This is a genomic window from Hydrogenophaga sp. RAC07 (genome assembly GCF_001713375.1).
Classification (GTDB): domain Bacteria; phylum Pseudomonadota; class Gammaproteobacteria; order Burkholderiales; family Burkholderiaceae_C; genus Hydrogenophaga.
This window is the reverse complement of the sequence record NZ_CP016449.1, coordinates 602,390-629,023: the sequence shown is the minus strand read 5'-3', so window position 1 is coordinate 629,023 and position 26,634 is coordinate 602,390. Positions and strand designations below refer to the sequence as shown.

At 64.7% G+C, this 26,634-nt stretch carries 24 protein-coding genes; 11 read left to right on the top strand and 13 right to left on the bottom strand.

Features of this window, described 5'->3' with window-relative positions; genetic code table 11:
- Positions 1-23 precede the first annotated feature (23 nt).
- From BSY239_RS02940 to BSY239_RS02925, 4 genes are read right to left on the bottom strand one after another with little or no spacing between them, the layout of a single operon-like run.
- Positions 24-1,031 carry a Tim44 domain-containing protein gene (locus tag BSY239_RS02940; protein WP_069045523.1) on the bottom strand — a complete coding sequence of 336 codons (1,008 nt, stop codon included), beginning with the start codon at positions 1,029-1,031 and terminating at the stop codon, positions 24-26.
- A 36-nt stretch (positions 1,032-1,067) separates the two neighbouring features.
- Positions 1,068-1,799 carry a bifunctional demethylmenaquinone methyltransferase/2-methoxy-6-polyprenyl-1,4-benzoquinol methylase UbiE gene (ubiE, locus tag BSY239_RS02935; protein ID WP_069045522.1) on the bottom strand — a complete coding sequence of 244 codons (732 nt, stop codon included), beginning with the start codon at positions 1,797-1,799 and terminating at the stop codon, positions 1,068-1,070.
- Between the two features lie 10 nt (positions 1,800-1,809).
- The gene (locus tag BSY239_RS02930) at positions 1,810-2,223 is read right to left on the bottom strand and encodes a gamma-butyrobetaine hydroxylase-like domain-containing protein (RefSeq protein WP_069045521.1); all 414 of its coding nucleotides are present in this window, start codon (positions 2,221-2,223) and stop codon (positions 1,810-1,812) included.
- 29 nt (positions 2,224-2,252) lie between these two features.
- Positions 2,253-6,134 (bottom strand): DUF3683 domain-containing protein, encoded by a 3,882-nt coding sequence (locus BSY239_RS02925; RefSeq protein WP_069045520.1) that lies wholly within the window; start codon positions 6,132-6,134, stop codon positions 2,253-2,255.
- Positions 6,135-6,312: 178 nt separating this feature from the next.
- Here BSY239_RS02925 and ugpB point away from each other — a divergent pair, with 178 nt between their 5' ends.
- The 5 genes from ugpB (at position 6,313) to ugpQ (ending at position 11,241) form a co-directional block, all read left to right on the top strand.
- Positions 6,313-7,629: a sn-glycerol-3-phosphate ABC transporter substrate-binding protein UgpB gene (gene ugpB / locus BSY239_RS02920; protein ID WP_069045519.1), complete on the top strand. Its 1,317-nt coding sequence runs from the start codon at positions 6,313-6,315 to the stop codon at positions 7,627-7,629.
- Positions 7,630-7,737: 108 nt separating this feature from the next.
- Positions 7,738-8,619, top strand: coding sequence for a sn-glycerol-3-phosphate ABC transporter permease UgpA (ugpA, locus tag BSY239_RS02915; protein WP_069045518.1), 882 nt, complete (start codon positions 7,738-7,740; stop codon positions 8,617-8,619).
- Positions 8,619-9,473, top strand: coding sequence for a sn-glycerol-3-phosphate ABC transporter permease UgpE (gene ugpE, locus BSY239_RS02910; protein WP_069045517.1), 855 nt, complete (start codon positions 8,619-8,621; stop codon positions 9,471-9,473). The genes ugpA and ugpE overlap by 1 nt, the downstream gene beginning before the upstream one ends.
- Before the next feature lie 8 nt (positions 9,474-9,481).
- Positions 9,482-10,486: a sn-glycerol-3-phosphate ABC transporter ATP-binding protein UgpC gene (ugpC, locus tag BSY239_RS02905; protein ID WP_069045516.1), complete on the top strand. Its 1,005-nt coding sequence runs from the start codon at positions 9,482-9,484 to the stop codon at positions 10,484-10,486.
- 2 nt (positions 10,487-10,488) lie between these two features.
- A complete protein-coding gene (gene ugpQ / locus BSY239_RS02900; RefSeq protein WP_069048736.1) occupies positions 10,489-11,241 on the top strand; it encodes a glycerophosphodiester phosphodiesterase in 753 nt (250 codons plus the stop codon).
- A gap of 13 nt (positions 11,242-11,254) precedes the next feature.
- Here ugpQ and BSY239_RS02895 read toward each other — a convergent pair whose 3' ends face one another.
- The gene (locus BSY239_RS02895; protein WP_156775395.1) at positions 11,255-11,512 is read right to left on the bottom strand and encodes a hypothetical protein; all 258 of its coding nucleotides are present in this window, start codon (positions 11,510-11,512) and stop codon (positions 11,255-11,257) included.
- 57 nt (positions 11,513-11,569) lie between these two features.
- Here BSY239_RS02895 and hemA point away from each other — a divergent pair, with 57 nt between their 5' ends.
- The 5 genes from hemA to BSY239_RS02870 all read left to right on the top strand — a co-directional run bounded on the left by hemA (position 11,570) and on the right by BSY239_RS02870 (position 16,457).
- Complete coding sequence (gene hemA, locus BSY239_RS02890; RefSeq protein WP_069045514.1) at positions 11,570-12,868, top strand: glutamyl-tRNA reductase; 1,299 nt, start codon at positions 11,570-11,572, stop codon at positions 12,866-12,868.
- A 78-nt stretch (positions 12,869-12,946) separates the two neighbouring features.
- Positions 12,947-14,035 carry a peptide chain release factor 1 gene (prfA, locus tag BSY239_RS02885; protein WP_069045513.1) on the top strand — a complete coding sequence of 363 codons (1,089 nt, stop codon included), beginning with the start codon at positions 12,947-12,949 and terminating at the stop codon, positions 14,033-14,035.
- Positions 14,035-14,874: a peptide chain release factor N(5)-glutamine methyltransferase gene (prmC, locus tag BSY239_RS02880; RefSeq protein WP_172823062.1), complete on the top strand. Its 840-nt coding sequence runs from the start codon at positions 14,035-14,037 to the stop codon at positions 14,872-14,874. Before prfA ends, prmC begins: the two co-directional genes overlap by 1 nt.
- A 53-nt stretch (positions 14,875-14,927) precedes the next feature.
- Positions 14,928-15,251 (top strand): Grx4 family monothiol glutaredoxin, encoded by a 324-nt coding sequence (gene grxD / locus BSY239_RS02875; protein WP_069045511.1) that lies wholly within the window; start codon positions 14,928-14,930, stop codon positions 15,249-15,251.
- Between the two features lie 201 nt (positions 15,252-15,452).
- Complete coding sequence (locus tag BSY239_RS02870; RefSeq protein WP_069045510.1) at positions 15,453-16,457, top strand: AAA family ATPase; 1,005 nt, start codon at positions 15,453-15,455, stop codon at positions 16,455-16,457.
- A 45-nt stretch (positions 16,458-16,502) separates the two neighbouring features.
- Here the strand turns inward: BSY239_RS02870 and BSY239_RS02865 are convergent, their stop codons facing one another.
- The 8 genes from BSY239_RS02865 to BSY239_RS02830 form a co-directional block, all read right to left on the bottom strand.
- Positions 16,503-17,219, bottom strand: a complete 717-nt coding sequence (locus BSY239_RS02865) for an ABC transporter ATP-binding protein (protein WP_069045509.1) — start codon at positions 17,217-17,219, stop codon at positions 16,503-16,505.
- Positions 17,220-17,233: 14 nt separating this feature from the next.
- Complete coding sequence (locus BSY239_RS02860) at positions 17,234-18,004, bottom strand: ABC transporter ATP-binding protein (protein WP_069045508.1); 771 nt, start codon at positions 18,002-18,004, stop codon at positions 17,234-17,236.
- 14 nt (positions 18,005-18,018) lie between these two features.
- A complete protein-coding gene (locus BSY239_RS02855) occupies positions 18,019-19,104 on the bottom strand; it encodes a branched-chain amino acid ABC transporter permease (protein WP_069045507.1) in 1,086 nt (361 codons plus the stop codon).
- Positions 19,105-19,121: 17 nt separating this feature from the next.
- The gene (locus BSY239_RS02850) at positions 19,122-20,051 is read right to left on the bottom strand and encodes a branched-chain amino acid ABC transporter permease (protein ID WP_069045506.1); all 930 of its coding nucleotides are present in this window, start codon (positions 20,049-20,051) and stop codon (positions 19,122-19,124) included.
- Positions 20,052-20,281: 230 nt separating this feature from the next.
- Positions 20,282-21,583 carry a replication-associated recombination protein A gene (locus tag BSY239_RS02845; protein WP_069048735.1) on the bottom strand — a complete coding sequence of 434 codons (1,302 nt, stop codon included), beginning with the start codon at positions 21,581-21,583 and terminating at the stop codon, positions 20,282-20,284.
- The gene (lolA, locus tag BSY239_RS02840; protein ID WP_069048734.1) at positions 21,580-22,215 is read right to left on the bottom strand and encodes an outer membrane lipoprotein chaperone LolA; all 636 of its coding nucleotides are present in this window, start codon (positions 22,213-22,215) and stop codon (positions 21,580-21,582) included. The genes BSY239_RS02845 and lolA overlap by 4 nt, the downstream gene beginning before the upstream one ends.
- Before the next feature lie 44 nt (positions 22,216-22,259).
- On the bottom strand, positions 22,260-24,608 hold the full coding sequence (locus BSY239_RS02835) for a DNA translocase FtsK (protein WP_069045505.1): 2,349 nt from the start codon (positions 24,606-24,608) through the stop codon (positions 22,260-22,262).
- 90 nt (positions 24,609-24,698) lie between these two features.
- A complete protein-coding gene (locus BSY239_RS02830) occupies positions 24,699-25,373 on the bottom strand; it encodes a Crp/Fnr family transcriptional regulator (RefSeq protein WP_069045504.1) in 675 nt (224 codons plus the stop codon).
- A 153-nt stretch (positions 25,374-25,526) separates the two neighbouring features.
- Between BSY239_RS02830 and trxB the strand changes: the two genes are divergently transcribed.
- Entirely contained in the window at positions 25,527-26,474 is a 948-nt protein-coding gene (trxB, locus tag BSY239_RS02825; protein WP_069045503.1) for a thioredoxin-disulfide reductase, read from the top strand.
- Positions 26,475-26,634 lie beyond the last annotated feature (160 nt).

Below are 26,634 nucleotides of genomic sequence, written 5' to 3'. Positions count from 1 at the left end.
GGCCTTGCGCCCGGCCGAGGTGCTTACTGCAGGGCCTGCACGCCTGCCACCAACCAGCCGCCCGAACCGGTTTTGGGACGCGTGATGTTCCAGACTTCGCGGAAAGGGTTCGGGCCGGAGGACACGTCTTCCCGGATCATTCCCGAAAACTCCACGCTGGCCATGTAGGCATCGTCCAGCTCCTCGATGCCGAGCAACTGGGCGTCGAGCATGACGACGTCGGTCTTGTTGACGCTGACACCGCTGGTGGCTTCGCGTTCGGCCAGCTGGCTGCGGATCTGCTCCAGCATGCCGTCGGTCATCATGGCGCGCAGGCTCGGAATGTCCGAGCGGTCCCAGGCGTCCTGCAGGCTCACGAAATTGACCTTGGAGGCCTTGAGGAAACCCTCGACATCAAAGCCGGCCGGCACGCCCCAGCTCTGACCGCCACCCAAGGCGGAGCCGATCAGCGAACCACCGGCAGCGGGGGCATGGGCGGTGTCGAGCGAGGCCGGGCCGCTGCGTTCCCACGGTCGGGCCGACGCATCGTTGCCCACGTTCTGCGGCGAGTAGCTGCGCGGCGTGGCCGGGTCGAACTGGGAGTTGCCCGACTGGGTGAGCGGACCGCCGGCGCTCTGGTAGGCCATGTTGCCCACGCCGCTGGACGCTGCGCGGCGGCGCATCAGCATGCCGATCACGGCCATGGCGACGGCAGCCAGCAAGGCGAACATCAGGAACTGCGCAAAGCCTTCGCCAAAACCCAGGGCCGACGCCAGCCACGCCAGGCCCAGGCCCGCGGCCAGACCGCCCAGCATGGCGCCCCACGGGCGCTTGGGCGCCGCAGCAGCCGCCGGAGCCGCGGTGGCAGGACGGGCTGCGGCATTCTGCGCGGGCGCCTGGGGCGACGCCTGCTGCGTGGGCGCGGTGCTGCGCTGCGTCACATTGCCCGACTGCTTGCCGATCGACAGGCCGCCACCCAGGCGCTTGGCCCAGACATCCTGTGAGCCCAGCGCCATCGCGCAGACCAACACCACCGACCACAGCTTGTTCATGTCCCCGTCTCCTTCAGTCAAAAATCCGACATCTGCTCAGCACTTGATGCCCACGTGCAGCGCCACCACCCCGGCGCTGAGGTTGTGCACATCCACGTGGCCAAAGCCCACGCCGCGCATCATCTGACGCAACGCCTCCTGCCCAGGGTGCATGCGGATGGACTCGGCGAGGTAGCGGTAACTGTCCTCGTCGTTGGCCACCAGCTTGCCCAGCTTGGGCAGCACGTTGAACGAGTACCAGTCATAAGCTTTTTCGAACGGCTTCGCCACCCGGGAAAACTCCAGCACCAGCAACTTGCCCCCCGGTTTGAGCGTGCGGTGCATCTCGGTCAGTGCGCCTTCCTTGTTCGTCATGTTGCGCAACCCAAAGGCCACCGACACGACATCGAACGAATCGCTGGCAAACGGCAATTTTTCGGCGTCGCACACCAGGGTCGGGAGCACCACGCCCATGTCGAGCAGGCGGGTGCGGCCTTCGCGCAGCATGGCCTCATTGATATCGGTATGAAACACACGACCTGAAGGGCCCACCTTCTTCGCGAAGGCCAGCGACAAATCGCCCGTGCCTCCCGCGATGTCGAGCACCTGCTGGCCCGGCTGCGGGTTGGCCACGGTGAGCGTGTATCGCTTCCAGAGGCGGTGCAGACCGGCCGACATCAGGTCGTTCATCACGTCGTACTTGGGCGCGACCGAGTCGAACACGCTGCGCACGCGAGAGGCCTTCTCGCGCTCGTCGACCGTCTTGAAACCGAAATGGGTGTCTGCCATGACCGTGCCTTCAGTGGCTGCCGCAGGCGTGGCCGCCCTTTTCGATCATGGGCGCGTCGCGCTCCATGCCGGCAGCGGCCAGCCGCGCGGTGTAGTCAGCCCACAGATCGGCTTGCTTGGAGCCGAGGAAATACAGCAGGTCCCAGGAGAAGATGCCCGAGCTGTGGCCGTCCGAAAACGTGGGCTGCACCGCGTAGTTGCCCACCGGCTCCAGCGCCACGATGCCGACGTCGCGCTTGCCGGTCTGCAGCACTTCCTGGCCCGGGCCGTGGCCTTGCACTTCGGCCGAGGGCGAGTACACGCGCATCAGTTCGAAAGGAATCTTGAATTCCTGGCCGTCGGAAAAGCCGATCTCCAGCACGCGCGACTGCTGGTGCAGCGTGATGGATTGCGGCGAGGGGGTGTTCTTGTCGAGTCCGGCCATGGGTTTGTCTCTCTCTGTGTGTTGTGGGGTCAGACCAGCACGCGTTCGATGCCGCCTTCGTTGGCTTTGGCCACGTAGGTGGGCAGCCAGTCTTCGCCGAGGATCTGGCGCGCCATCTCGACCACGATGTAGTCGGCTTCAAGCAAGCCGTTGTTGAGGTCGTCTCCATAGCGCGTGAGGCCTTGCAGGCAGCTCGGGCACGAGGTGAGGATCTTCACGTTGTCCTGGGCGCCCACGGTGCCGGCGGAGCGCAGGGCGGCTTCGCCCTTGAGCAACTCTTCTTCCTTGCGGAAGCGGATCTGGGTGGAGATGTCGGGACGGGTCACGCCCAGCGTGCCCGACTCACCGCAGCAACGTTTGCTCTCCAGCACGTTGTCGCCGACCAGCGCCTTCACCGTCTTCATGGGTTCCTGCAGCTTCATGGGGCTGTGGCAGGGGTCGTGGTAGAGGTAGCCGCCCTGCCCGGCTGGCAAGGTGATGCCCTTTTCGAGCAGGTATTCGTGGATGTCGATGATGCGGCAGCCGGGGAAAATCTTCTCGAATTCGTAGCCCTGGAGCTGGTCGTAGCAAGTGCCGCAGCTCACCACCACGGTCTTGATGTCGAGGTAGTTCAGCGTGTTGGCCACGCGGTGGAACAGCACGCGGTTGTCGGTGATGATCTTCTCGGCCTTGTCGAACTGACCACTGCCTCGCTGCGGATAACCGCAGCAGAGATAGCCCGGGGGCAACACGGTCTGCACGCCGGCATGCCACAGCATGGCCTGCGTGGCCAGGCCCACCTGGCTGAACAGGCGCTCGGAGCCGCAGCCAGGGAAATAGAACACCGCCTCGGTCTCGGCGGTGGTGCCCACCGGGTTGCGGATGATGGGCACGTAGTCCTTGTCTTCAATGTCCAGCAAGGCGCGCGCGGTCTTCTTGGGCAAGCCCCCGGGCATCTTCTTGTTGATGAAGTGGATCACCTGCTCCTTGATGGGAGCCGCCCCCAGCGTGGCCGGCGGCGCGCTGGTCTGCTTGCGCGCCAGCCGCTTGAAGAGGTCGTTGGCCAGGCGCTGGGCCTTGAAGCCCACGCCCACCATGGCGCCGCGCATGAACTTGATGGTTTCGGGGTTGGTGGCGTTGAGGAACAACATGGCCACGGCATTGCCCGGACGGAAGCTTTTCTGACCCATCTTGCGCAACAGGTTGCGCATGTTCATGGTCACGTCGCCGAAGTCGATCTTGACCGGGCACGGGCTCAGGCACTTGTGGCAGACCGTGCAGTGGTCGGCCACATCCTCAAACTCTTCCCAGTGCTTGATGCTGATGCCGCGGCGCGTCTGTTCTTCATACAGGAAGGCCTCCACCAGCAGCGAGGTCGCGAGGATCTTGTTGCGCGGGCTGTACAGCAGGTTGGCGCGCGGCACGTGGGTGGCGCAGACCGGTTTGCACTTGCCGCAACGCAGGCAGTCCTTGACCGAATCGGCAATGGCGCCGATGTCGCTCTGCTGCATGATCAGCGACTCGTGCCCCATGAGGCCGAAGCTGGGTGTGTACGCGTGGGAGAGATCGGCGCTGCGCAACTGGGCGTCGTTGCCCACACCCTGGCGCAGCAGCTTGCCCTTGTTGAAGCGCCCTTCGGGATCGACCTTGGCTTTGTAGTCGGCGAACGGGCGCAGCTCCTCGTCGGTGAGGAACTCCAGCTTGGTGATGCCGATGCCGTGCTCGCCGGAGATCACACCGTCCAGGCTGCGCGCCAGGACCATGATGCGGGCCACGGCTTCGTGTGCCGTCTGCAGCATCTCGTAGTCGTCGCTGTTGACCGGAAGGTTGGTGTGCACGTTGCCGTCGCCCGCGTGCATGTGCAGCGCGGCCCAGACGCGGCCCTTGAGCACACGTTTGTGAATGGCAGTGCACTCTTCCAGCACGGCGCCGAAAGCGGCGCCGGTGAAGATCTGCTGCAGCGGCGCACGCAGCTGGGTTTTCCAGCTGGCGCGCAGGCGGTGGTCTTGCAGCTGCGGGAACAGCGTTTCTACATCGCGCAACCAGCCGGCCCACAGCGTGCGCACTTCGCGCACCAGCGCCAGGGCTTGTTGCACGCGGTCTTCGAGCAGCTCGGCGCTGGGGATGTCGTTGGCGTCGTCGGTTTTGCCCAGGGGCAACTGGCCCTTGGCGAAAAAGGCCTCCAGTGCATCGGCCAGCTTGATTTTGTTGCGCAGCGAGAGCTCGATGTTGATGCGCTCGATGCCCTCGGTGTACTCGCCCATGCGCGGCAGCGGGATCACCACGTCTTCGTTGATCTTGAAGGCGTTGGTGTGCTTGCTGATGGCCGCCGTGCGCTTGCGGTCAAGCCAGAACTTCTTGCGCGCCTCGGCGCTGATGGCCACAAAGCCTTCGCCGCTGCGCGAGTTGGCGATGCGGATCACCTCGCTGGTGGCGCGCGCGACATCGTCGGCGTCGTCGCCCACGATGTCACCAATGAGCACCATCTTGGGCAGGCTGCCGTTGCCCTTTTTGCTCTTGGTGGCGTAACCCACAGCCTTCAGGTACCGGTCGTCCAGGTGCTCCAGGCCAGCGAGCAACACGCTGGATCGCTTCTGTTCCGCGAACATGAAGTCCTTGATCTCGACGATCGAAGGCACGCAGTCGCGCGGGTTGCCGAAAAACTCCAGGCACACGGTGCGCACGTGTTCCGGCATGCGGTGCACCACCCAGCGCGCGCTGGTGATCAGGCCGTCGCAGCCTTCCTTTTGAATGCCGGGCAGGCCACTCAGGAACTTGTCGGTCACGTCCTTGCCCAGGCCTTCCTTGCGGAAGGTCTTGCCGGGGATCACGAGCTGCTCGGTGCGAACCGGCGTCTTGCCGTCGGCCTCGAAATACTTCAGCTCAAAGCTGGCCACATCGGCGTCGTGGATCTTGCCGAGGTTGTGGTCCAGCCGGGTGACTTCGAGCCACTGGGCTTGCGGCGTGACCATGCGCCAGCTCAGCAGGTTGTCCAGTGCCGTGCCCCACAACACCGCTTTCTTGCCGCCGGCATTCATGGCGATGTTGCCGCCGATGCACGAGGCTTCGGCCGAGGTCGGGTCCACCGCAAACACGTGGCCCGCGCGCTCGGCCGCATCGGCCACGCGCTGCGTGACCACGCCGGCTTCGGTCCAGATGGTGGGCAGGGGTTTGTCGTGGCCGGGTGCCTTCACCCACTCCACCTCGGTCATGGCTTCGAGCTTTTCGGTGTTGATCACCGCGCTCTTCCAGGTCAGCGGGATCGCGCCGCCGGTGTAACCGGTGCCGCCTCCGCGCGGAATGATGGTCAGGCCCAGCTCGTAGCAGCCTTTGACCAGCAAGGCCATCTCCGTTTCGGTGTCGGGCGTGAGCACCACAAACGGGTATTCCACGCGCCAGTCGGTCGCGTCGGTCACGTGAGACACACGCGAGAGACCGTCGAACTTGATGTTGTCGTGCGCAGTGAGCTTGCGCAGTGCCTTGGTGGCGCGCTGGCGCAGCGCGGCCATGGCTTCAAACGAGTGCGAGAACGCGTCCACCGCGCCCTTGGCGGCCTGCAGGAGCTCGGCCACCAGCTCGTCGCGCCCCGCGTCGTCTTGCGGCGTGCGGCGCTTCTGCACCTCGCCCAGGCGGTGGTGCAAGGCATCCACCAGCTGTTTGCGGCGTTTCGGGGTGTCCAGCAGGTCGTCCTGCAAGTAAGGGTTGCGCTGCACCACCCAGATGTCGCCCAGCACCTCGTACAACATGCGGGCCGAGCGGCCGGTGCGGCGTTCGCCGCGGAGCTCGTTCAACAAGGACCAGGCCCGCTCGCCCAGCAGCCGCTGCACGATTTCGCGGTCGGAGAAAGAGGTGTAGTTGTAGGGGATCTCGCGCAGGCGCGGTGCTTCGTCGGTGTCCACGGCGAAGAGCGAGAGCGGTGTGGGAGCGTTCATGGGTGTGGCAGACGCCAACGTGACAGTGGGTAGCCCAAGATGGTACCGCAGGGCCCATTCACACATCCCCCTTATGGAATCCCCTGTTGTCACCGACAGGAAACGCCGTTGCAATCGTTTCGTCACACAAAGCCGATACCCTACCGCCTTCCCGTCACAAGAAACTTTTGGAGCAACCATGAAAAAGCGATTCCTCCCCCTGACCGGCGCGCTGGCACTGGCCGCCCTGATCAGCGGCCCGGCCCACGCACAAACCGAGATCCAGTGGTGGCATTCCATGGGCGGCGCCCTGGGTGAGTGGGTGAACGACCTGGCTAAGGACTACAACGCCAGCCAGACGCAATACAAGATCGTTCCAACGTTCAAGGGCAGCTACGACGAGTCCATGACCGCGGCCATTGCGGCCTTCCGCTCGGGCAACGCGCCCCACATCCTCCAGGTGTTTGAAGTGGGCACCGCCACCATGATGGCCAGCAAGGGCGCCATCGTGCCGGTGGGCAAGGTCATGCAGGACGCCGGCGTGGCGTTCAACCCGGCGGCCTATGTGCCGGCGGTGGCGGGTTACTACACGGCTCCCAACGGCCAGATGTTGAGCTTCCCCTTCAACAGCTCCACCCCCGTTTTCCACTACAACAAGGACGCGTTCAAGGCGGCGGGCATGGACCCGGAGAACCCACCCAAGACCTGGCCTGAAGTGGCGCTGGCCGCCGGCAAGCTCAAGGCCGCAGGCCACAAGTGCCCCTTCACCACCAGCTGGGTGAGCTGGACGCAGCTGGAGAGCTTCTCGGCCTGGCACAACACCGAGTTCGCCACCAAGGGCAACGGCATGCGCGGCATCGACGCCCGCCTGACCTTCAACACGCCATTGCATGTGCGCCACATCGAGAACCTGGCCAACATGGCCAAGACCGGCCTCTTCGTCTACAAAGGCCGTGGCAATGCAGCAGACGCCACCTTCGTCTCGGGCGAGTGCGCCATGACAACCGGATCGTCCGCGCTGTACGGCAACATCAAGCGCAACAGCAAGTTCGCCTCCGGCATTGGCACCCTGCCCTACTACCCTGACGTGGCCGGCGCACCGCAGAACACGGTGATTGGTGGCGCGAGCCTGTGGGTGATGTCGGGCAAGAAGGCGGACGAGTACAAGGGCGTGGCCCAGTTCTTCGCCCACCTGTCCAAGCCGGCTGAAGCCGCCAAGAGCCACCAGCGCACCGGTTACCTGCCGGTGACCCTGGAGTCGTTCAAGCTGACCGACACCAGCGGCTTCTACAAGCAGAACCCAGGCACCGACGTGTCGGTCACGCAGATGATCCGCAAGACCACCGACAAGTCACGCGGCATCCGCCTGGGCAATTTCGTGCAGATCCGCACCATCAACGACGAAGAACTGGAGCAGGTCTGGGCTGGCAAGAAGACGGCCAAGGAAGCCCTGGACGCCGCCGTGAAACGCGGCAACGAGCAGCTGGAACGCTTCGAAAAAGCCAACAAGTCCTGATATTCTCGGCCGGGCACTTCGCGGTGCCCCACCCGCCCCATCGCCGGCACCACCGGTCGGGGCGGGTTTTTCGTTGAATGTCCTCTCCTTTTTTGAACTGAGAGCCCCATGGAAAAACGTGTTCGGTTCAAGTCCTCGTGGCTGCCCTGGGCGCTGATCGCGCCGCAGATGACCATCGTGCTGGTGTTCTTTTTCTGGCCCGCCGCCCAGGCGCTGTACCAGAGCCTGTTGACCCAGGATCCCTTTGGCCTGTCCACCGAGTTCGTGGGCCTGGAGAATTTCCGGCGTCTGTGGGCCGACGACACCTACCTCGCCTCCTTTACCACCACCGCGGTGTTTTCGCTCCTGGTGGCCGTGATCGGTCTGTCGATTGCCCTGCTGCTGGCCGTGTACGCCGACCGCGTGCTCAAGGGTTCGGGCGTCTACAAGACGCTGCTGATCTGGCCCTACGCCGTGGCGCCCGTGGTGGCCGGCGTGTTGTGGTTGTTCATGTTCGCCTCGCCCATGGGCGTGGTGGCTTACTACCTGCGCGCGGTGGGCATCGAGTGGAACCACCTGCTCGACGCCGACCACGCCATGACCCTGATCGTGGCGGCTGCCGTGTGGAAGCAGATCTCCTACAACTTCCTGTTCTTCCTGGCCGGCCTGCAGTCGATTCCCAAATCGTTGATTGAAGCCGCCGCCATCGACGGTGCGGGCCCGTGGCGCCGCTTCTGGTCCATCGTGTTCCCGCTGCTCTCGCCTACCACCTTCTTCCTGCTGGTGATCAACATCGTCTACGCCTTCTTCGACACCTTCGGCATCGTCGACGCCACCACGCAGGGTGGCCCGGGCAAGGACACGGCCATCCTGGTCTACAAGGTCTACTACGACGGCTTCAAGGCGCTCGACATGGGCGGCTCGGCCGCGCAGTCGGTGGTGCTCATGGTGGTGGTCATCACGCTCACGGTGATCCAGTTCCGCTTCGTCGAGAAAAAGGTGCAGTACTGATGATCGAAAAACGCCCCGGCCTCACGGTCCTGTCCCACGTCGTTCTCATCCTCGGCGTGCTCATCGTCGGCTTCCCGCTCTACATCACCCTGGTCGGCTCCACGCAGACCTCGGAGCAGATTGCCCAGTCTTTCCCCATGTCGCTGGTGCCCGGCAACAACATGCTGGAAACCTACCGCACCGCGCTCTTCGGTGGCGAAACGGAAGCCGGCAGCCGCATTCCCGCGGCTGCGCCCATGATGTGGGTCAGTCTGGTGAGCGCGCTGGTGATCACCATCGGCAAGATCGCCATCTCGCTGCTCTCGGCCTTTGCCATCGTGTATTTCCGCTTCCCGATGCGTAACCTGGTGTTCTGGATGATCTTCGTGACCCTGATGCTGCCGGTGGAAGTGCGCATCGGTCCAACCTACGAGGTGGTGGCCAACCTGGGCATGCTCAACACCTACGCCGGTTTGACGGTGCCGCTCATTGCGTCGGCCACCGCCACCTTCCTGTTCCGGCAGTTTTTCCTGACCGTGCCCGATGAGCTGGTGGAGGCGGCGCGCATGGACGGCGCGGGCCCCATGCGCTTCTTCAAGGATGTGCTGCTGCCGCTGTCCAAGACCTCGATCGCCGCGCTGTTCGTGATCCAGTTCATCTACGGCTGGAACCAGTACCTGTGGCCGCTGCTGGTGACCACGGAAGAATCCATGTACCCGGTGGTCATGGGCATCAAGCGGCTCATTTCGGGGGATTCGTACACCGAATGGAACGTGGTGATGGCCACCGCCATCCTGGCCATGCTGCCGCCGGCGCTGGTCGTGATCTTCATGCAACGCTGGTTCGTCAAGGGCCTGGTAGACACCGAAAAGTAAAGACAAACATGGCCTCCATTTCCCTGCGCAACGTCGTCAAACGTTATGGCTCCGGCAAGACCGAGCTGCAAGTCATCCACGGCGTCAATGCCGAAATCTCCAACGGCGAATTCATTGTCATCGTCGGCCCGTCGGGTTGCGGCAAATCCACCCTGTTGCGCATGGTCGCCGGGCTCGAAGAAATCAGCGGTGGCGACATCTGCATCGGCGAGCGTGTCGTCAACGAACTGGAGCCGGCCGAGCGCGACATCGCGATGGTGTTCCAGAACTACGCGCTGTATCCGCACATGACCGTGTTCGACAACATGGCCTATGGCTTGAAGATCAAGAAAGTGCCGATCGCCGAGATCAAGCAGCGTGTGGACAAGGCCGCCGGCATCCTGGAGCTGGGTCACCTGCTGGAGCGCAAGCCGCGCGAACTCTCGGGCGGGCAGCGCCAGCGCGTGGCCATGGGCCGCGCCATCGTGCGCCAGCCTCAGGTGTTCCTGTTTGATGAGCCGCTGTCCAACCTCGACGCCAAGCTGCGCGCCCAGACGCGCCTGGAGATCCAGAAGCTGCACCGCGAACTTGGCATCACCAGCCTGTTCGTCACGCACGACCAGGTGGAGGCCATGACCCTGGCCGAACGCATGATCGTGATGAACGCCGGCAACATGGAGCAGTTCGGCACCCCCGAGGAGGTGTACTCGCGCCCCGCCACCACGTTCGTCGCCAGCTTCATCGGCTCGCCGCCCATGAACCTGCTCAAGAACGCCCCGGGCGGCAAACCAGGCCAGATTCTGGGCGTGCGCCCCGAGCACCTGGACATCGGCACCGAAGGCTGGGCCCTGCACGTGGATACCGTGGAACTGCTGGGTGCCGAGCGCCTGGTGCATGTGCGCCTGGGCGACGAAAAGCTCATCATCCGCACCCACGAGGACCAGGGCGCACCGCTGGTGGGCAGCACCATCCAAGCCCAGCCGCGGCTGGATCGGCTGCATTGGTTTGACGCTGAGACAGGCAAGCGGGTGTGAACGTGGCGGATCAGAAAGCGGCCTGGCCCTATCCCCGTTGGATTGCCCACCGCGGCGCGGGAAAGCTCGCGCCTGAAAACACCCTGGCCGCGTTCCGGCTGGGCGCCTCCCACGGCTACCGCATGTTCGAGTGCGACGCCAAGCTCAGTGCCGACGGCGTGGTGTTCCTGCTGCACGACGACACGCTCAACCGCACCAGCAACGGCCGAGGTATCGGCGGCGACCAGTCGTGGAGTGCCTTGAGCCAGCTCGACGCGGGCAGCTGGCATTCACGCGGCTTCGCGGGGGAACCCCTGGCCACGCTGGAAGGCGTGGCGCGTTTTTGCCAGGCCAACGCCTGCTGGCTCAACATCGAGATCAAGCCCACACCGGGCCTGGAAGCGCAAACCGGCCGGGCCGTGGCGGCTGCAGCGCAGCGGTTGTGGAAAGACCAACCGGACCGCCTCCCGCTGCTCACCTCGTTCCGGCCCGAAGCCTTGCAAGGCGCGATGTTCACCGCGCCCGAACTGCCGCGCGGCCTGCTGCTGGACACATTGTGGGATGGCTGGCTGGACGTGGCCCGCTCGCTGGAGTGTGTGGCCATCGTCTGCAACCACGCGCTGTGGGACACCGCGCTGGTGGCCACCACCCGCGAACACGGCCTGCGCACACTGGCCTACACGGTGAACGACGACTGGGCGGCCCGGCGCCTGCTGGATCTGGGCCTGGACGGCATCATCACCGACCGCGTGGATCTGTTCGCGCCGGGCGCCTGAATCGGCGCCCGATTCAGCGCCCGCGCAGCCACCAGGCCAACGTGCCCTGAACCAGCACCAGGGCCGCGTAGGTGGCGATCTTGCCGTCGCGGCCAAAGTACACCAGACCCACGAGCAGCACCCCAATACCGGCAACACACAGCAGCGAAAGTTGCATGGCGCTGCCAATACCCGGTCGGCTTTTCCGGCGGATGCGCAGGCCGGCCCACAAGAACATACCCACGCCCAGCGCGGGCGCCACAAAACCCGCGAGATGGGCCAAGACAGACAAAGGTGTCATTGAGAGTTGACAGTGACATGCATAAGCGATCAATTTTATAATCCGCGCATGTCTGTCTGGACCCTCGGCATCAACCATCACACGGCTCCGCTCGATTTGCGGGGCCGTTTTGCGTTTGCGCTCGACCAGATCCAGCCCACGCTCGACGGTTACCGCCAGAGTCTGGCGCGCCAACCCGAGGCCACCCTGCTCTCCACCTGCAACCGCACCGAGCTCTACGGCGCGGGCGACGCGTCCGCCGTGGACCCCACGCTGGACTGGCTGGCCCAGACCGGTGGCGTCAGCACCCATGTGCTGCGCGACCACGCCTATGTGCTGCGCGACGACCAGGCCGCCCGCCACGCGTTTCGCGTGGCCAGCGGTCTGGACAGCATGGTGCTGGGCGAAGCGCAGATCCTGGGCCAGATGAAAGACGCCGTGCGCGCGGCCAACGACGCGGGAGCGCTCGGCAGCACGCTGCACCAGTTGTTCCAGCGCTCGTTTGCCGTGGCCAAGGAGGTGCGCAGCTCCACCGAAATCGGCGCCCACTCCATCAGCATGACCGCCGCCGCTGTGCGCCTGGCCTCGCAGTTGTTCGAAGACCTGAAAGACATCCGCGTGCTGTTCGTCGGCGCGGGCGAAATGATCGAACTCGCCGCCACCCACTTCGCCGCCAAAACGCCCAAGAGCATGGCAATCGCCAACCGCACGCTGGAGCGCGGCGAAAAACTGGCCAACCGCTTTGGCGCGCAGGTGATCCGCCTGGCCGACCTGCCCGACCGCCTGCACGAGTTCGACGCCGTCATCAGCTGCACCGCCAGCACGCTGCCCATCATCGGCCTGGGTGCCGTGGAGCGGGCTCTGAAGAAACGCCGCTACCGCCCCATGTTCATGGTCGACCTGGCCGTGCCGCGCGACATCGAATTTGAAGTGAAGGCGCTGACCGACGTGTACCTCTACACGGTGGACGACCTGGCCACCGTGGTGCAGACCGGCAAAGAGAACCGCCAGGCCGCCGTGGCCCAGGCCGAGGTGATCATCGACGCCGGCGTGGCCAGCTTCATGAACTGGATGGAGCAACGCAACCCCGCCAGCGGCGTGGTGCCCCTGATCCAGCAGATCAACGCACAGGCCGATGAGTGGCGCGCGGTGGAGCTCGCCCGCGCACGCCGCATGCTGGCCAAGGGCGAACCGGTGGAAGCCGTGCTCGAAGCCTTGTCCAAAGGCCTCACCCAGAAGATGCTGCACGGCACGCTGGCCGAGCTGCACACCGGTGACAGCGCCGCACGAACGGCCACCGCACAAACCGTCTCGCGCCTCTTTTTGCGCGAATCTTCGGCCAGGTCGCCACGCGATCCGCAGGCCTAGCGGCTTGCCCCAAGGCATGGCCATCCGCGGTTCGTTGCCGCCGGATGGCTTGCCCGCCGACACCGACATTCACCACCCATGAAACCCTTCGTCCGCGACACCCTGCTGCGCCAACGCGCCCGCCTGCACGAGCTCGACGCCCTGCTCTCCGCGCCCGACGTGGTGGACAACCTGGAGCGCTTCAAGACGCTGAGCCGCGAACACGCCGACGCCTCCACCGTGGTCGAGGTGTTCAACCGCTACCTGCAGCGCGAAGCCGATCTGGCCGCCGCCAACGAGATGCTGGCTGATGCCGACATGGCCGACATGGCCCGCGAGGAAATCGACACCGCGCAGGCCGACATGGACCGGCTCGACACCGAGCTGCAGCAGCTGCTGCTGCCCAGGGACCCCGACGACGAGCGCAATGCTTTCGTGGAGATTCGGGCCGGCACCGGCGGCGACGAATCGGCGCTGTTCGCTGGCGACCTGGCACGCCTGTACACCCGCTACGCAGAAAAGCAGGGCTGGCAGGTCGAGACGGTGAGCGAATCACCCAGCGAACTCGGTGGCTACAAGGAGGTGGTGTTGCGCGTGGCCGGCCCCGGCGCCTACGGCCGGCTGCGTTTCGAGTCGGGCGGCCACCGCGTGCAGCGCGTGCCCGCCACTGAAACCCAAGGCCGCATCCACACCAGCGCAGCCACCGTGGCCGTGATGCCCGAGCCCGACGAAACCGAGGCGGTGAAGCTCAACCCGAGCGAGCTGCGCATCGACACCTACCGCGCCAGCGGCGCCGGCGGCCAGCACATCAACAAGACCGACTCGGCCGTGCGCGTGACCCACCTGCCCACCGGCATCACCGCCGAGTGCCAGGACGGCCGCAGCCAGCACAGCAACAAGGCCAAGGCCCTGCAGGTGCTGACCGCGCGGCTGCAGGAAAAAGACCGCAGCGAGCGCGCCGCGAAGGAAGCCGCCACGCGCAAGGGCCTGATCGGCAGCGGCGACCGCAGCGACCGCATCCGCACCTACAACTTCCCGCAGGGCCGCACCACCGACCACCGCATCAATCTCACGCTCTACAAGGTGCTGCAGGTGATGGAAGGGGATCTGGACGAGATGGTTCACGCCCTGCAGGTGGCGCGCGGCACCGAGCTGCTGGCCGAGCTCGAACAGCGCAACGGCGTGTGATGAACGCCACCCTGCGCGAGATCCTGGTGCGGTTGCAGCGCGACGGCCTGGAGCGCATCGACGCGCAGATGCTGCTGCTGCTCGCCCTGCAGCGCGCACCCCACGACCGCGCCTGGCTGATGGCGCACGACGGCGATGCGCTGCCAGCCGATGCGGCCGCGCGCCTGGACGCGCTGGTGCAACGGCGCCAGCGCGGCGAACCCATGGCCTACCTGCGCGGTGACCAGGAGTTCTTCGGTCTGCGACTGCAGGTGGACCCGCGCGTGCTGGTGCCCAGACCCGACACCGAGACGCTGGTGAACTGGGCGCTTGAAAAGGTGGACGCGGCCAACAGCGCAGTCCGCCTGCTGGACCTGGGCACCGGAAGCGGCGCCATTGCACTCGCGATGGCCGCGCAGCGTCCCTTCGCTTCGGTGAGCGCCACCGACGCCAGCGAAGACGCCCTCGCGGTGGCCCGAGGCAATGCGCAGCGCCTGGCGCTCCCGGTGCAGTTTCACGCCGGTTCGTGGCTGGGCGCCGTGCCCGGCCAGCGTTTCGATGTGATCGTCACCAACCCGCCCTACATCGCCGAGCGCGACCCGCACCTCGCCGCCCTCGCACACGAACCCTTGAGCGCACTCACGGCCGGCGCCGACGGCCTGGACGATATCCGAACCATCGTGGCCCACGCGCCGCAGGCGCTGCTGCCCGGCGGCTGGTTGCTGATCGAACACGGCTTTGACCAGGCTGGCGCGGTTCGCAGCCTGCTGCAAGCCGCCGGGTTCGGGCAGGTGAGCAGCCGCACCGACCTTGCGGCCATCGAACGCTGCAGCGGCGGGCAATGGCCACAACGGCGATAATGCAAGCCGTTCCCGGGTCACTCCAGACCCATCCGCAGAAGGACCTTTCAGCCATGAGCGACGCCCAAACCCGAATCGACCAACTGGTCAAATCCAACGACATCGTGCTGTTCATGAAGGGCAACGCGAGTTTTCCCATGTGCGGCTTCTCCGGCCGCGCCATCCAGATCCTCAAGGCCTGCGGCGTCGAGACCAAAACGCTCAAGACCGTGAACGTGCTCGAAGACGAAGAAGTGCGCCAGGGCATCAAGGAATACAGCAACTGGCCGACCATTCCGCAGCTCTACGTCAAGGGCGAATTCGTCGGTGGTTCGGACATCATGATGGAGATGTACCAGTCCGGCGAACTGCAGCAGGTCATCACCGGCCAAGCCTGAAGCACCGGGCCTCCGAACAAAGCCACCTCCGGGTGGCTTTGTCGTTTCTGCTGCCCGCCATCGTTCAAACGGTTCTGCGCGACTTTGCACGGACCTGGCCAATGCACCGTTCAGCGGTGCATTTGTGGGGCTTTTCGGTGTTCATGGCCGGCACATCTTGTGCTTGAATGAAACTGCCACTGAACCTTCAAGGAGAACCGCATGAGCTCACGCAGCCTGGTCGCTTCACCCCCACTTGGTCTGCCCATCGCCCAGATGCGCAGCGTGTTCAGCGCCGACGAGGTCGAGCGCAGGCTGGCCAAACTGCAGGCCAGCGGCAACGAGCGCGAATACGAAAGCCTGCGCAACACCTGGCAGCGCATGCTGGAGCGCGGCCCGCAACGTTTTGCCGTCAAACCCTCGGGCGTGCCCGACATGGCCCCGCTGTACGACCTGCTGCCCAATTTTGGGGAAGTGCTCGACGACGTGAAGCGCCACGTGGCGCTGAGCCAGGACAGCCGCGACAGCCTGGAAGTCACCCCCATCCTGCTGCTCGGCCCGCCGGGCGTGGGCAAGACCCACTTCGCCAAACAACTGGCCGACCTGCTGGGCACCAGCATGAGCCTGGTCCCCATGAGCTCCATGACCGCAGGCTGGCTGCTCTCGGGTTCGTCTTCGCAGTGGAAAGGCGCCAAGCCGGGCAAGGTGTTCGAGGCGCTGGTGGACGGCCAGTACGCCAACCCGGTGATCGTCGTCGACGAGATCGACAAGGCCAATGCCGATGCGCAGTACGACCCGCTGGGAGCGCTCTACAGCCTGCTGGAACACGACACGGCACAAAACTTTGTGGACGAATTCGCCGAGGTGCCGATCGACGCCAGCCAGGTGATCTGGGTGACCACCGCCAACAACGAACGCAGCATCCCCGAGCCGATCATGAACCGCATGAACGTGTTCGAGATCGCACCCCCCACGCTGGAAGCCGCGCGCAAGATCGCCGCCCACCTGTACCGCGGCATCCTGGGTGAACACGACTGGGGGCAACACTTCGACCCGGTGCCAGGCGACGACGTGCTGGACCGGCTGGCGGTGCTGGCACCGCGCGACATGCGCCGCGCGCTGGTCACGGCCTTCGGCAATGCCCGGCTGGACAACCGTTACCGCGTGGAGCCCGACGACCTGCCCAAGGCGGGTGCGGGCAAGAGCCGCATCGGGTTTCTGCAGTAACGTCTCGACGTCGACCCTGCCGCTGCCGAAGCGGCGGCAGGCTCGTCATTCACCCAGGTAAGCAGCCCGCACCTTCGGGTCGTCGAGCATGTCCCGACCCTTGCCGGTCATGATGATCTCGCCCGAGTCCATCACGTAACCCCGGTCGGCGATCTGCAGCGCGCGCCGGGCGTTCTGCTCCACCAGCAGGATGGTCACGCCCTGCTTGGACACGTCACGCACCACCTCGAAGATCTTGTCGACCATGATAGGCGACAGACCCATGGACGGTTCGTCCAGCAGCAGCACCTTGGGCTGGCTCATGAGCGCACGCGCCATCGCCAGCATCTGCTGCTCGCCACCGCTCATGGTGCCGGCGAGCTGGTCCTTGCGTTCGCGCAGACGCGGGAAGATGTTGAACATCTTCTCGATGTCCTGCGCGATGCCGGCCTTGTCGTTGCGGATGTAGGCGCCCATCTGCAGGTTTTCGGTGATGGTCATGCGCGTGAACACGCCACGGCCTTCCGGCACCATGGCCAGACCCTGTTTCACCAGGTCCCAGGCGCCCTTGCCCTTGATGCTCTGGCCCATGTACTCGATGTCGCCAGCTTCAAACGCGAGCGAACCGGTCACTGCCTTCATGGTGGTGGTCTTGCCCGCGCCATTGGAGCCGATCAGCGAGATCAGCTCGCCTTCGTTCACTTCCAGGTCGATGCCCTTGACGGCCTTGATGCCGCCGTAGGCGACCTTCAGGCCGCTGATTTTGAGGAGTGTGTTTGCCATGTGTCGGTCCTGGTTCAGTGGCCGCCGGTGCCGAGGTAGGCCTCGATCACCTTGGGGTCGCGCTGCACATCGGCGGGCGTGCCCGACGAGAGCTGTTTGCCGTAGTCGAGCACCGTCACCCGGTCGCACAGGCCCATGACCAGTTTCACGTCGTGTTCGATCAGCAGGATGGTGCGGTTGTCGTTGCGGATCTGGTCGATCAGCTCGCGCAACTGCACCTTTTCGGTGGCGTTCATGCCGGCGGCGGGTTCGTCCAGCGCAATCAGCTGCGGATCGGTGGCCAGCGCTCGCGCAATTTCCAGCCGGCGCTGGTCGCCGTAGCTCAGCGTGCGCGACTTGTAGTCGGCGAACTTTTCGATGCCCACATAGGCCAGCAGTTCGCGCGCGCGTGCCGTGATCTCGGCTTCTTCGCGCTTGAAACCGGGCGTGCGCAGCACAGCGCCGATCAGACCCGAGTGCGTGCGCACATGGCGCCCGACCATCACGTTCTCCAGCGCCGTCATTTCAGCGAACAGGCGGATGTTCTGGAAGGTGCGTGCGATGCCGGCCTTGGCCACTTCGTGCACCGCGCTGGGCGTGTAGGGTTTGCCGGCGAGTTCAAACGTTCCGCTGTCGGGCGTGTACAGCCCGGTCAGCACGTTGAAGAAGGTGGTTTTGCCGGCGCCGTTGGGGCCGATCAGGCCATACACCTGACCGCGTTTGATTTCCATGCCCACATCGCTGAGGGCTTGCAGCCCACCGAAGCGTTTGGAGACATTGGCAACTTTGAGGATGGTTTCGGTCATTGAAGTTGCTCCGCTCACTTGGACAAGGACTTGCCGTGCTCGGGGGCGGGCCACAAGCCTTTGGGACGGATGAGCATCACGATCACCATGGCCAGTGCAATGAGCAACTGGCGCAGGATTTCAGGGGCGAGGCGGCCGTCGGTCATGGCCGTGAGCGGGTGCGCCACATGGCGCAGCAGCTCGGGCAAACCCGCCAGCAGCAAGGCGCCGAGCACCACGCCCGGAATGTGGCCGATACCGCCCAGCACCACCATGGCCACCACCATCACCGACTCCATGAGCGAGAAGGACTCGGGCGACACGAAGCGCTGGAACGAAGCAAACAGCACGCCGGACACGCCGCCGAACGACGCGCCCATGCCGAAGGCGAGCAGCTTGAGGTTGCGGGTGTTCAGGCCCATGGCCTTGGCAGCGATCTCGTCTTCGCGAATCGCCATCCACGCGCGGCCGATGCGCGAGTCTTGCAGGCGGTACGAGATGACGATGGCCATCACCACGAAGAAGAGGAACAGGTAGTAGTACAGCGTGACCGGCTGGAAGGTGTAGTCGCCGATGGTCAGGCGCTTGCCCAGATCCACTCCGAACACCGAGATGGTGTCGATCTGGCTGATGCCTTTGGGCCCGTTGGTGATGTTCACCGGTCGGTCCATGTTGAGCAGGAAGATGCGGATGATCTCGCCGAAGCCCAGGGTGATGATGGCCAGGTAGTCGCCGCGCAGCTTCAGCGTGGGGGCGCCCAGGATCATGCCGACGATGCCGGCCACCAAAGCGGCCACGATCATCACGATCCAGATGCTGTAGTGGATGCCGTCCGGAAACATGGCCTTGATGGCGGGGAAGGTGTCGGTCAGGTGGGGCGAACCCAGCAAGGCGAACACATAGGCGCCCACCGCGAAGAACGCGATGTAGCCCAGGTCGAGCAGGCCGGCGTAGCCGACCACGATGTTCAGGCCGAGGGCCAGCAGCACATAGAGCAACGCGATGTCGACAATGCGCACCCACGAGTTGCTGCCGGTGGACTGCAGGATGATGGGCAGCAACAGCAGCGCCACGGCGGCCAGCGCGAAGGCAATGAATTTGCCGGTTTTCGTGTTCATCATGTGATGTCTCCTGGCGGTCAGGCGCGATCGGCCACACGTTCACCCAGCAGGCCCGAGGGGCGCAGCGTGAGCACGACGGCCAGCACGATGAAGGCGAAGATGTCGGTGTACTGGCTGCCCAGCACGCCGCCGGTGAGCTTGCCGAGGTACCCGGCGCCCAGCGATTCGATCAGGCCCAGGGCAATGCCCCCGACCACCGCACCGGCGAGGTTGCCGATGCCGCCCATGACCGCGGCCACGAAGGCCTTGAGGCCGGGCATGAAACCCATGGCGTGTTGCACGGTGCCGTAGTTCGAAGCCCACATCACGCCCGCAATGGCCGCGAGCATGGCCCCGATGATGAAGGTGGCGGAAATGACAACGTCGGGCTTGATGCCCATGAGCGCCGCCACGCGCGGGTTTTCGGCGGTGGCCCGCATGGCGCGACCCAGATTGGTGCGGTTGACCAGCCACATCAGGAAAGCCAGCGTGATGACCGTGGTGGCCAGGATGGTGATCTGCGTGATGGAAATCACCGCGCCGCCGAACGCCACCGGCTCGGTGGGGAGCATGTTCGGGTACGACTTGGGGTTGGGCTTCCAGATGATCATGGCAAAGGTCTGCAAGAGCAGCGACATGCCGATGGCAGTGATCAGCGGCGCCAACCGGGACGAGTTGCGCAGCGGCCGGTAGGCCAGCTTCTCGATCGTGAAGTTGAGGGTGGCGCAGACCACCATGGCGATGATCACCGCCAGCAGAAGCACGAGCCAGCCCGGCATGCCGGGTGTGGCGTCCTGCATCACGCCGATGATGGTCCAGCTGGTGAGGGCCCCCACCATGAGGACATCGCCGTGGGCGAAATTGATCAGCCCGATGATGCCGTAGACCATGGTGTAACCCAGGGCCACCAGCGCATACATGCTGCCCAGCACCAGACCGTTGATGATCTGCTGTAGCAAAACTTCCATGAGGTTCTCCGTGTGTGTGACAGGCCGAGAGGCGCTTGTGGCGCTGGCCGGTTTCAACCTAGCAAAAAACCCGCCAGACCTGACCTTGGAACAGGACAGACTGCGGGTTGGTGGACGGATTGTAATGAGGCGCTTTTGGGGCCTGCATGCGTGTAAGCCCTTAGCGAACAAGGGTTTACCCCAAACGCGCGTGTGCACACCGCGCTTGCATCAGCGCGTTTGCCGGGACATTAGATCTTTTGATTGTTGCGATTCTTGAGTTCGCGCAGCTTATCGGCGATGCGCAGCTCCAGACCGCGGTCCACCGGCCGGTAGAAACCGGGTTCGGCCATGCCCTCGGGCAGATAACGTTCACCCGCAGCAAACCCGCCTTCCTCGTCGTGCGCGTAGCGATATCCCTTGCCGTGGTCCAGCGCCTTCATGAGCTTGGTCGGCGCATTGCGCAGGTGCATGGGCACCGGGCGTGTGCCGTCCTTCTTGACCCAGGCCTTGGCTTCGTTGAAGGCCTTGTAAACCGCATTGCTCTTGGGCGCCACGGCGAGATAGATCACGCACTCGGCCAAAGCCAGCTCACCTTCGGGGCTGCCCAGACGTTCGTACACGTCGGCCGCGTCCAGCGCCAGCCGCAGGGCGCGCGGGTCGGCCAGGCCGATGTCTTCACTGGCCATGCGGATGAAACGCCGCGCCATGTAGCGCGGGTCGGCGCCGCCGTCGAGCATGCGCACGAACCAGTACAGCGCCGCGTCTGGATCGGAGCCGCGCACGCTTTTGTGCAGCGCACTGATGGTGTCGTAGAACTGGTCGCCGCCCTTGTCGTAGCGGCGCATGCGCTCGCCCAGCACCTTGAGCAACCACGCGTCGGTGATCTCGGCGAGCTTCTCGCTGCCGGCTGCCACCGACAACGTTTCAAGCGTGTTGAGCAGGCGGCGGGCATCGCCGTCGGCGTAAGCAATCAGCCGGTCGATGGCCGCCGATTCGATGGCGGGTACCGCGTCGATGGCTTGTGCCTTGGTCACGATCAGCTTCAGGTCGTCTTCGGACAGGGGCTGCAGCACATACACAGCGGCGCGCGAGAGCAGGGCCGAGTTGACCTCGAACGACGGGTTTTCGGTGGTGGCGCCAATGAAGGTGAACAGGCCACTCTCCACGTGCGGCAAAAAGGCGTCCTGCTGGCTCTTGTTGAAGCGGTGAACCTCGTCCACGAACAGGATGGTGCGCTGCGGCGAGAGCCCGGTGCGCGCCGCTTCTGCACGCTCCACCGCTTCGCGGATGTCTTTCACACCACCGAGCACCGCGCTGATGGTGAGGAACTGGGCATCGAACGCGTCGGCCATGAGCCGAGCGATGGTGGTCTTGCCGACGCCGGGTGGGCCCCAGAGGATGCAGCTGTGAGGTTGGCCCGACTCAAACGCCAGGCGCAGCGCCATGCCCTCACCCAGCATGTGTTGCTGGCCGATCACCTCGGCCAGGTTGCGCGGACGCAGGCGCTCGGCCAGGGGCGCGTGGGGGCTGGGGGCGGGCACAGGTTTCAGGGCCGCATCACCGAAGCGCCCGCCGGTGGCTCGAACTTGAAGTCGGCGGCCTTCAGCGGCGCGTTGGATTGCCAGCCGTTGAAGGTGAGCACCGAGCGCTGGCCGAGGCTGTCTTCGATGTCGAGCACCGAAAGCTGGCCCTGCCTGAAGCCCACGCGAACCATCTGCAGCTGGCCGTTGCGGTCCTTGGGCTTGGCTTCCAGCCACTCCAGGCCATCTCTGGCCGCGCCGGGCTTGAGGTCGAAGGCATCCGACAGGCCTTTGAGATCGGTGCCTGCTGCGATCAGGGCCGCAGGCGTGCTGCCCAGCACCTCTTTCTGGCCGCGGGCCGTGACCTGGTTCAGGTCCACGTCGTACAACCACAGCGTCTGGCCATCGGCCACGATGGTCTGCTCGAACGGTTTGGTGTATTCGAACCGGAAACGGTTGGGCCGCAGGAATTCGAAGGTGCCGGTCGACGTCTTGCTGCGCGCCACGGTTTCGGTGGCGCGCTTGGGTGAGGTCACCACCTGGGTGAAGCCGGCCTTGCCGCTGCTCACCTCACGCAGGAATTTTTCGAGATCCTGAAGGCCATCGGCCGAAGCGCCGACAGTGGCAAGACACAGAGAACAAAGAAGCAACAGTTTTTTCATCATGGACATCTGATCCGGTTGGGCCGGCTCGGTTCAAGCCAGCGTCATTCGCCGCGTGCCGGCACCAGGATGTCCCGCTGCCCGCTCGATGTGAGGGCGCTCACCAAGCCTGCGTTTTCCATGTCTTCGAGCAAGCGGGCGGCACGGTTGTAGCCGATCTTGAGCTTGCGCTGCACATAGGAAATGCTGGCCTTGCGGTCCTTGATGACGATTTCCACCGCTTGATCGTAGAGAGCATCTTTTTCTCCGTTGCCCTCACCGCCGCCTTCGCCGAACAGGTCGCCGCCCTCGCCATCGGACACGCCGCCTTCGAGCACGCCGTCGATGTAGTTGGGCTCGCCACCCTGTTCCTTCAGGTAGGCCACCACGCGGTGCACTTCGTCATCGCTCACAAACGCACCATGCACCCGGATCGGGAATCCTGTACCCGACGGCATGTAAAGCATGTCACCCATGCCCAGCAGGCTCTCGGCGCCCATCTGGTCGAGGATGGTGCGGCTGTCGATCTTGCTGCTGACCTGGAACGACAGGCGCGTGGGAATGTTGGCCTTGATCAGGCCGGTGATCACGTCCACGCTGGGACGCTGCGTGGCCAGGATCAGGTGGATGCCGGCCGCGCGCGCCTTCTGCGCCAGGCGGGCAATGAGTTCTTCGATCTTCTTGCCCACCACCATCATCAGGTCGGCCAGCTCGTCGATCACCACCACGATGTAGGGCAGGCGCTCCAGTGGTTCGGGCTGCTCGGGCGTGAGGCTGAACGGGTTGCCGATGAACTCGCCGCGCGCCGCCGCTTCGTCGATCTTGACGTTGTAACCCGCGAGGTTGCGCACGCCCAGCTTGCTCATGAGCTTGTAGCGCTTTTCCATCTCGGCCACACACCAGTTCAGGCCGTTGGCCGCGTGCTTCATGTCGGTGACCACGGGCGCGAGCAGGTGCGGAATGCCTTCGTAGACGCTCATCTCGAGCATCTTGGGGTCGATCAGCAACAGGCGCACGTCGCGCGCGTCGGCCTTGTACAGGAGCGACAGGATCATGGCGTTGATGCCGACCGACTTGCCCGAACCGGTGGTGCCGGCCACCAGGCAGTGCGGCATCTTGGCCAGATCGGCCACGATGGGCTGGCCACCGATGTCCTTGCCCAGGCCCATGGTCAACATGGACTTGGCGTCGTTGTAGACGGCCGATCCCAGGATCTCGCTGAGCTTGATGGTCTGGCGCTTGGCGTTGGGCAGCTCCAGCGCCATCAGGTTCTTGCCAGGGATGGTCTCGATCACGCGGATGGAGACCAGGGAGAGCGAACGCGCCAGGTCGCGCCCGAGGTTGACGATCTGCGAACCTTTCACGCCGGTGGCGGGCTCGATCTCGTAGCGCGTGATCACCGGGCCCGGTGCTGCGGCGACCACACGCACGTCCACACCAAAGTCCTTGAGCTTTTTCTCGATCAGGCGGCTGGTCATCTCCAGCGTCTGGCTGTCCACGCCGGCCTGGTGCACCGGCGCGCTGTCGAGCAGGTCCACCTGCGGCAGCTTGCTGTCGGGCAGTTCGGTGAACAGCGGTTTCTGGCGTTCTTTCGCCACACGCTCGCTCTTGGGCACATCGACCAGCGTGGGCTCGATCACCACCGGCATGGGGTGGTGCTCTTCAATTTCCACCCGCTCGACCTTCACCACCTCTTCGCGTTCGCGCGCAGCCTTCTCGCCGATGCGCTGGTCTTCCACCGCTTCGCGTTTTTCGCGGCGTGCCTCGAACCAGCCGTCCAGTGTGTGACCCACCTCTTCGGCCCAATGGCCCCAGGAAAAACGGAACACGCGCGGCAGGCACACCAGCAGCAGCGCCAGCATGGTCAGCGCCGAGCCGGTGAAACCGAGCCAGCGCATGGAGAAAGCGCCCAGGCCGTGGCCGAGCACACCGCCCGCATGGCCCGGCAGCAGCGCTTCCAGCCGGTAGAGGCGACTCCACTCCAGCACCGTGCTCGCGGCCATCAGGGTGATCAGGGCCAGCCAGAACAGACCGCGGCGCGCCCAGGGGCGCTGCCAGATGCGCGCATCCTGTTCGTCACCCGCGTCGGCGCGCGTGCCGCGAATCCAGCCGGCCAGTGCGGACAACCAGGCCCGCACGCCCACCAGAAAACACCACCAGACCGAGAAGCCGAACAAGTAGTAGCTCCAGTCGGCCAGCAGCGCGCCGAGTCGGCCACCCCAGTTGCCCACCTCGGTGGCGGTGCCGGTGGTGCTCCAGGCCGGGTCGGCCAACGAGTGGCTCAGCAAGGCCAGCAACCAAAAGGCCAGCGCGGCCGCACCCAGCACCAGGCCGATCTCCTGGGCAAAACGGGAAACGCCGACCTGCGGTTGACCCGCACGGTCGGCGTTGAGGGTGTTCAGTGAGTAGGTCATGGGCTGTTCAAATGTCCAGCAGCAAGCTTACCCCAAGCCCGCTCCATTACAGCCTTTGCAGACCTGGCCACACGTCGGTGGCCCAACGGTTCAGCCGAGGGAATTCAGCCGTTCCTTGATGATGGTGCTGCCATCTTCCGCCATCTCGATGAAGCCCCGGTCTTCCAGGTCCTTCATGACGCGGCTGACCATCTCGCGCGAGGCGCCGATCATCTTGGCCACATCCTGGCGCGAGACCCGGTCCTTGATGGTGAGCTGGCCGTCCTTGTCGGGCTGGGCGAACTCGAGCAGTGCACGCGCCACCCGACCATAGACATCCATCAGCGCCAGCGATTCGATCTTGCGGTCGGCGTGGCGCAGGCGCTGCACCAGGCCCTTCATGACCGCGTAGGCCATGGAACTGTTCTCGGGCAGACAGCGGGCGAACTCGGCACGGCCCAGGATCAACACATCGGTCTGCACCTCGGCCTTGACCGTGGCCGAATGCGGCTGGTTGTCGATCAGGCTCATCTCGCCCACGTAGTCGCCGGGGTTCATGGTGGCCAGGATCACCTCGCGACCGCGGGAATCGGTGGTCACCACACGCGCGCGGCCGGTGAGCACGATCGCCAGACAGTTCGACTTCTTGCCCTGCTCGACGATGCATTCGCCCCGCTTGAAACGGCGCTTGATGACCGCATCTGCAACGCCTTCGGCCTGGGCCTGCGTCAGGGTTGAAAAAAGCGGCACCCGGCGGATCAGATCGAGATTGGACAGTATCGACATGCGTGTATTCCTTGTTCTGGGAAGCGCCTGCAGCGCCGTTTCATACAATGACCTGAAGTCATGGTCCCCTGCTCCGCAGGCTTCTGACCTGACGCACCAATGTAACCGCCGACTCTAAACCACTTGCCCCTGAATCCGATGGGGACTTGCACCATGAAACACGCCAAAGTACTGATCCTGGGCTCCGGCCCCGCCGGCTACACCGCCGCGGTCTACGCCGCTCGCGCCAACCTCAACCCGGTGCTGATCACGGGCATCGCACAAGGCGGCCAGCTCATGACCACGACCGACGTGGACAACTGGCCAGCCGACGCCGACGGTGTGCAGGGCCCCGATCTGATGCAGCGCTTTCAAGCACACGCCGAGCGCTTCAAGACCGAAATGATCTTCGATCACATCAATGCGGTGGACTTCAGCAAACGTCCCTTCGTGCTCAAGGGCGACAGCGGCGAATACAGTTGCGACGCGCTCATCATCGCCACCGGCGCATCCGCCAAATACCTCGGTCTGCCGTCCGAAGAAGCCTTCATGGGCAGGGGCGTCTCGGGCTGTGCCACCTGCGACGGCTTCTTCTACCGTGGGCAGGAAGTCAGCGTGGTCGGCGGCGGCAACACCGCTGTGGAAGAAGCGCTGTACCTCTCCAACATCGCGAGCAAGGTCACGCTGGTGCACCGGCGCGATACCTTCAAGGCCGAAGCCATCCTGATCGACAAGCTGATGGAGAAGGTGGCCGCCGGCAAGATCGAACTCAAGCTGCACAGCACGCTGGACGAAGTGCTGGGTGACCAGACCGGCGTGACCGGTGTGCGCCTCAAGAGCGTGAAGACCGGCGACACCGAAGACCTTGCGCTCAAAGGCTGCTTCATCGCCATCGGGCACCAACCCAACACCGACATCTTCAAAGGCCAACTCGACATGAAGGACGGTTACATCACGACCCGCTCCGGCCTGCAAGGAATGGCGACCATGACCAGCGTGCCGGGCGTGTTCGCCGCGGGCGACGTGCAGGACCACGTGTACCGCCAAGCCATCACCAGCGCCGGCACGGGCTGCATGGCCGCCCTGGATGCCCAGCGTTTCCTGGAGCAAAGCGCTTCTTGAACGCCGCCAACCCCGCGAGACAGCCGATTGGCTATAATCGCGGGCTTTGCTGAGATTGACCGGTTCTTGGGAGCCACAGCAGATTCGGGTTACCGCCACCCTTTCCTGGCGAGGTGAGGCTGAACGGGCCAGACACGGAACATCGTCCGGTCGCGGTCCA

Excerpts from the sequence above, each read along its gene's own strand:
- BSY239_RS02830 (WP_069045504.1), bottom strand. The coding sequence starts at position 25,373 with ATGTCGATACTGTCCAATCTCGATCTGATCCGCCGGGTGCCGCTTTTT.
- grxD (WP_069045511.1), top strand. The coding sequence starts at position 14,928 with ATGAGCGACGCCCAAACCCGAATCGACCAACTGGTCAAATCCAACGAC.
- lolA (WP_069048734.1), bottom strand. The coding sequence starts at position 22,215 with ATGAAAAAACTGTTGCTTCTTTGTTCTCTGTGTCTTGCCACTGTCGGC.
- BSY239_RS02925 (WP_069045520.1), bottom strand. The coding sequence starts at position 6,134 with ATGAACGCTCCCACACCGCTCTCGCTCTTCGCCGTGGACACCGACGAA.
- ugpA (WP_069045518.1), top strand. The coding sequence starts at position 7,738 with ATGGAAAAACGTGTTCGGTTCAAGTCCTCGTGGCTGCCCTGGGCGCTG.
- BSY239_RS02870 (WP_069045510.1), top strand. The coding sequence starts at position 15,453 with ATGAGCTCACGCAGCCTGGTCGCTTCACCCCCACTTGGTCTGCCCATC.
- BSY239_RS02865 (WP_069045509.1), bottom strand. The coding sequence starts at position 17,219 with ATGGCAAACACACTCCTCAAAATCAGCGGCCTGAAGGTCGCCTACGGC.
- prfA (WP_069045513.1), top strand. The coding sequence starts at position 12,947 with ATGAAACCCTTCGTCCGCGACACCCTGCTGCGCCAACGCGCCCGCCTG.
- BSY239_RS02850 (WP_069045506.1), bottom strand. The coding sequence starts at position 20,051 with ATGGAAGTTTTGCTACAGCAGATCATCAACGGTCTGGTGCTGGGCAGC.
- BSY239_RS02835 (WP_069045505.1), bottom strand. The coding sequence starts at position 24,608 with ATGACCTACTCACTGAACACCCTCAACGCCGACCGTGCGGGTCAACCG.
- BSY239_RS02855 (WP_069045507.1), bottom strand. The coding sequence starts at position 19,104 with ATGATGAACACGAAAACCGGCAAATTCATTGCCTTCGCGCTGGCCGCC.
- BSY239_RS02940 (WP_069045523.1), bottom strand. The coding sequence starts at position 1,031 with ATGAACAAGCTGTGGTCGGTGGTGTTGGTCTGCGCGATGGCGCTGGGC.
- hemA (WP_069045514.1), top strand. The coding sequence starts at position 11,570 with ATGTCTGTCTGGACCCTCGGCATCAACCATCACACGGCTCCGCTCGAT.
- BSY239_RS02860 (WP_069045508.1), bottom strand. The coding sequence starts at position 18,004 with ATGACCGAAACCATCCTCAAAGTTGCCAATGTCTCCAAACGCTTCGGT.
- ugpE (WP_069045517.1), top strand. The coding sequence starts at position 8,619 with ATGATCGAAAAACGCCCCGGCCTCACGGTCCTGTCCCACGTCGTTCTC.
- ugpC (WP_069045516.1), top strand. The coding sequence starts at position 9,482 with ATGGCCTCCATTTCCCTGCGCAACGTCGTCAAACGTTATGGCTCCGGC.
- ubiE (WP_069045522.1), bottom strand. The coding sequence starts at position 1,799 with ATGGCAGACACCCATTTCGGTTTCAAGACGGTCGACGAGCGCGAGAAG.
- prmC (WP_172823062.1), top strand. The coding sequence starts at position 14,035 with ATGAACGCCACCCTGCGCGAGATCCTGGTGCGGTTGCAGCGCGACGGC.
- BSY239_RS02930 (WP_069045521.1), bottom strand. The coding sequence starts at position 2,223 with ATGGCCGGACTCGACAAGAACACCCCCTCGCCGCAATCCATCACGCTG.
- ugpB (WP_069045519.1), top strand. The coding sequence starts at position 6,313 with ATGAAAAAGCGATTCCTCCCCCTGACCGGCGCGCTGGCACTGGCCGCC.
- trxB (WP_069045503.1), top strand. The coding sequence starts at position 25,527 with ATGAAACACGCCAAAGTACTGATCCTGGGCTCCGGCCCCGCCGGCTAC.